The organism is Actinotalea ferrariae CF5-4 (genome assembly GCF_000603945.1).
GTDB classification, from domain to species: Bacteria; Actinomycetota; Actinomycetes; order Actinomycetales; family Cellulomonadaceae; genus Actinotalea; species Actinotalea ferrariae.
The window spans coordinates 1-523 of sequence record NZ_AXCW01000583.1; the positions used below are offsets into that span (position 1 = coordinate 1).

1 protein-coding gene is annotated in these 523 nt (G+C 79.5%); it reads right to left on the bottom strand.

Going from position 1 to position 523, the window contains the following annotated elements; translation table 11 throughout:
- On the bottom strand, positions 1-523 hold a 523-nt coding region (locus N866_RS21860), incomplete at both ends, for a hypothetical protein (RefSeq protein ID WP_216699514.1).

The following is a 523-nucleotide window of genomic DNA, read 5'->3' on the forward strand; positions in this document are numbered from 1 at the left end:
CGGCGGCGGCCGAGGCGTCCTCCGCGCGGCCGTCGGCGGCCCGGACCGCGGCACGGGCGAGCAGCTTCAACGTGGTCTCCCGGGGCAGGTCGGTCCCGCCGACGCACTCCTCGAAGTCCTCGAACCCCCGGCACGCCGCCGCACGCTCCTCGCGGGCGGTGACGGTGATCCGCCGCGCGAGCGCCTCCGGCAGGGCGAGCGTCGACTCGGTACGGCGCGCCAGGTCGACCGCGCGGGCGAGCTCGTCCCGTGCCCTGTCCGTCCGTCCGGCCCGCAGCTCGACCGCCGCCCGTGCGCAGGACAGGAGGACGAGCGTCGTCGGATCGGCAGCCGTGCCGGACCGGTCGCGAGCGGCGGCCTCCGCGAGGACCGCCGGCGTCGCCGTGCCCGGCGCGCCGGACTCCCCGGCCATCCGCACCGCCACCCAGTGGTGCTCGGCGGTCGGGTCGAAGCAGCCCCGCTCCTCGGCCTCGGCGCGCCGCGCCGCCAGGTCGGCGCGCCCGAGGTCGTGCGCCACGAGGCA